This window comes from Acidobacteriota bacterium (assembly GCA_012517875.1).
Classification (GTDB): domain Bacteria; phylum Acidobacteriota; class JAAYUB01; order JAAYUB01; family JAAYUB01; genus JAAYUB01.
The window spans coordinates 1-3134 of sequence record JAAYUB010000152.1 but is presented as its reverse complement, the minus strand read 5'-3'; the positions used below and the strand labels follow the sequence as shown (position 1 = coordinate 3134).

The following is a 3134-nucleotide window of genomic DNA, read 5'->3' as shown; positions in this document are numbered from 1 at the left end:
CGGCTGGAAGCCGCTGAGGGCCGCAGGCTGATGCGTGGCACCGGCGTGCTGGCCACCATTGGCGCAACCTCACCCTTCATCGGCCTGTTCGGCACGGTCTGGGGCATCATGACGTCCTTTACCGGCATCGCCGCCAGCAAGGCGACTAGTCTTGCCGTTGTGGCCCCCGGCATCGCCGAGGCCCTACTCGCGACAGCCCTCGGTCTGGTGGCCGCCATCCCGGCCGTGGTGATCTACAACCATCTTGCCCGCCAGACAGCCTCGTGCCGCGCACAGGTGGCGGACCTCACCGCGCTGGTCATGCGACTGGTCTCGCGTGATCTCGGTCGTATGCAGGCCCTGACCGCCAGCGGACAGGTAGTGCGTTTTGGCGCATCGCGCGACAGCCGCTCGGTGGCCGGGGAGTAAGCGGCATGATCCGCATCCGCCACACCGATGAGAACCCGCACGAGGCGAGCGAGATCAACGTCACGCCGTTCATCGACGTGATGCTGGTTCTGCTGGTGATCTTCATGGTCACGGCTCCGCTGACCACCGTGAACGTACCCGTGGACCTGCCGTCCTCGACCGAAAAGCCGACGCCGCGGCCGGATGATCCGGTGTTCCTGACGGTGAAGGCCGATCATGGCCTAGCGCTGGGTGAGGATGACATCAGCACCGATGCGCTTTCCGGCGCGCTGGAAACCGCGACCAAAGGCAACAAGGACGAACGCATCTTCCTGCGTGCCGACAGGACGGTCGATTACGGCACGCTGATGGGGGTGATGGATAAGTTGCGCTCCGCCGGATACCTCAAGGTGGCGCTCGTCAACCTGCAGGGACAGGAAGAGGGCAGCGAGGTCGGAACGACGTTAGCGCCGCCTGGCAACGCGGCTCCTGCCACACCCACATCTGGAGCGACACCATGAGCGGCGCGGCGGATGTGGCGCATACGGTGGACACGTCCGTCGGGGATGTTCCGCTCGCCTTTGCAGACTGGCAGCGTGAGCAGCTTCGCCGTGCGCAGCGTGATGAAGCCATGCGCTGGGGCCTGTCCTTGCTCGCCGTGCTGGCGGTCAGTGGCGGGGCGGTCTGGTGGATCATGCGCCTGCCACCACCGGTGATGGCCGTGCCGGAACCGCCACCGGCCGCGATTGCCATCGACATGGCGCCAGAGCCGGTCTCCACGCCCACGCCGCCAACTGACCTGCCGCCGGGGCCGCAGCAGACCCAGTCCATCCCCGATCCTGCGCCGGTGTAGCCGCCCAAGATCACGGCTCCACCGTCACCTGCGCCCAATCCGCCGATCCCGGTGCCCAAGCCGGAAAAGCCGCGCAAGATCGTGAAGAAGCACAAGCCGGTGCCGATGCTCAAGAAGCCGATCCCGGACAAGACGCCACCAGCCGAGGCCACGACCGCGCCGCCATCCTCGGAAGCGCCTCCAGCTCCCGCACAGGCAGCCCCGGCTCCCGGTGCGTCTTCCACCCATGCGTCCCATGACCCGGTCAACTGGCAGGGCGCGCTGCTGGCGCAACTGGAAAAGTTCAAGCGCTACCCGTCCGACGCCATGGCCGACCATCAGGAAGGTGTGCCGACCGTGACGTTCTCCATGGACCGGAAGGGCCATGTGCTTTCGGTGACGCTCGCCAGCTCTTCCGGCCACCCGCTGCTGGATCAGGAGGCGGTGGCGCTGCCCAAACGCGCGCAGCCGCTGCCGGTCCCGCCGGACAGCGTCGCGGGGGATCCCATCACCCTGACCGTTCCCGTTGAGTTTTACATCCATGCTGGTGGAAACTGAGGTTTTCGCCGTTTCCTCATCTCTGATCGTGACAGGATCAAACCCATGCTCGCCTTCTCCGAACATCGCCGCTCTTCGCCGTCCCTGAATGAAATCCGCCCCGGCATGGGAGCCAGCCGCAGCGCCGTGCGCAGGCTGGAAGAACGGAGCGAGGAGGTGGGCATCAAGATGACCGATCTGCGGCGCATCCTGTTCCACGGTCTTCTGGAAGCCGGACCACGCGCGACGGCAGTGGAGATATGGAAAACGCTGTGCCGGATCATGGAGCATGGGCGTGCCCCTTCACAGGGTTCGATCCAGCGTAACCTGAATCTCTTTGTCGAGCGGGGCATCCTGCGCCGCGACGTCTCGCCCGACCGGCTGTGGCGCTACAGCGTGGCTCCTGAACGCAAGACGGTTCTCGCGATTACCTTCGTGGAAGCCGGCACAGGTCGGAAGATCGCCTGCAACGCGCCTGAAGTCGCGACCCTGCTGCGCCGCGTGGCGGCCGAACATGGTCTGGCGGTGCAGGGGGCGGCCATCACGGTCACATCGTCAGTCAGCGCAACATGACGACAGGAGAGGGGCGAAATATTTTTTCGCCTTTCCTTTGAAAAAACGCTCGCGTCGATCGTCTTATAGAGTGAGCCCTCCCGCAGGGACGGGACATCTTCCTTGAAATTCATCGCCTGGTTTGTCCATCGCCCGGTGGCGACAACGCTGCTGCTGCTCTCCGCCGTGCTGTCAGGGCTGATGGCGTTGCCTCATCTGCCGGTCTCGGACCTGCCTGACGTCGACCTGCCGGTGATCTCGGTTTCCGCCTCCAACGCCGGTGGATCGCCCGAGGTCATGGCCCGTACCGTGGCCGCCCCGCTGGAGCGGCATCTGGGCAATATCGCGGGTGTGACGCAGATGCAGTCCACCTCCACGCGGGGCGAGACCTCCATCTCGCTGGGGTTTGAGCTGGGCCGTGACCTCAATGGGGCCGCGCGGGATGTGGAAGCGGCGATCCGCGCTGCCCGGCACGACCTGCCGACCACGCCGGGGTCCGATCCCAGCTATCATCGCGCCAATCCGAATGCGACGCCGGTGCTGATCCTTGCAGTGACACCGGGCATGCAACCCATGTCCCACCTGTATGATCTGGTGAACACCACCCTGCGGCCCATGCTGCTGCAGGTGCAGGGTGTGGGCGATGTGACGCTCATGGGCAGTTCCGCCCCCGCCGTGCGGGTGGAGATGAACCCGCTGCTGTTCTTCAAATATGGCATGGGGTTCGAAAACCTGCGCGCAGCACTTGCTTCGGCCAATGCCCATACGCCAAAGGGCGTGATCGACATGGCGGGCCAGCGTTACCAGTTGGCCGTGAACGATCATG

At 65.3% G+C, this 3134-nt stretch carries 4 protein-coding genes and 1 pseudogene; all 5 read left to right on the top strand.

Annotation, left to right across the window (positions count from 1 at the left end):
- On the top strand, positions 1-408 hold a 408-nt coding region (locus tag GX414_15150; GenBank protein ID NLI48438.1), incomplete at its 5' end, for a tonB-system energizer ExbB.
- 5 nt (positions 409-413) lie between these two features.
- Complete coding sequence (gene exbD, locus GX414_15145; protein NLI48437.1) at positions 414-908, top strand: TonB system transport protein ExbD; 495 nt, start codon at positions 414-416, stop codon at positions 906-908.
- A pseudogene (locus tag GX414_15140) lies at positions 905-1777 on the top strand (TonB family protein). The gene exbD and the pseudogene GX414_15140 overlap by 4 nt, the downstream one beginning before the upstream one ends.
- A 45-nt stretch (positions 1778-1822) precedes the next feature.
- Positions 1823-2329 (top strand): Fur family transcriptional regulator, encoded by a 507-nt coding sequence (locus GX414_15135; GenBank protein ID NLI48436.1) that lies wholly within the window; start codon positions 1823-1825, stop codon positions 2327-2329.
- A 102-nt stretch (positions 2330-2431) separates the two neighbouring features.
- On the top strand, positions 2432-3134 hold a 703-nt coding region (locus GX414_15130), incomplete at its 3' end, for a multidrug transporter (protein ID NLI48435.1).

Bases quoted from the DNA above. Each gene is read 5' to 3' on its own strand.
- exbD (NLI48437.1), top strand. From the start codon at position 414: ATGATCCGCATCCGCCACACCGATGAGAACCCGCACGAGGCGAGCGAG.
- GX414_15135 (NLI48436.1), top strand. From the start codon at position 1,823: ATGCTCGCCTTCTCCGAACATCGCCGCTCTTCGCCGTCCCTGAATGAA.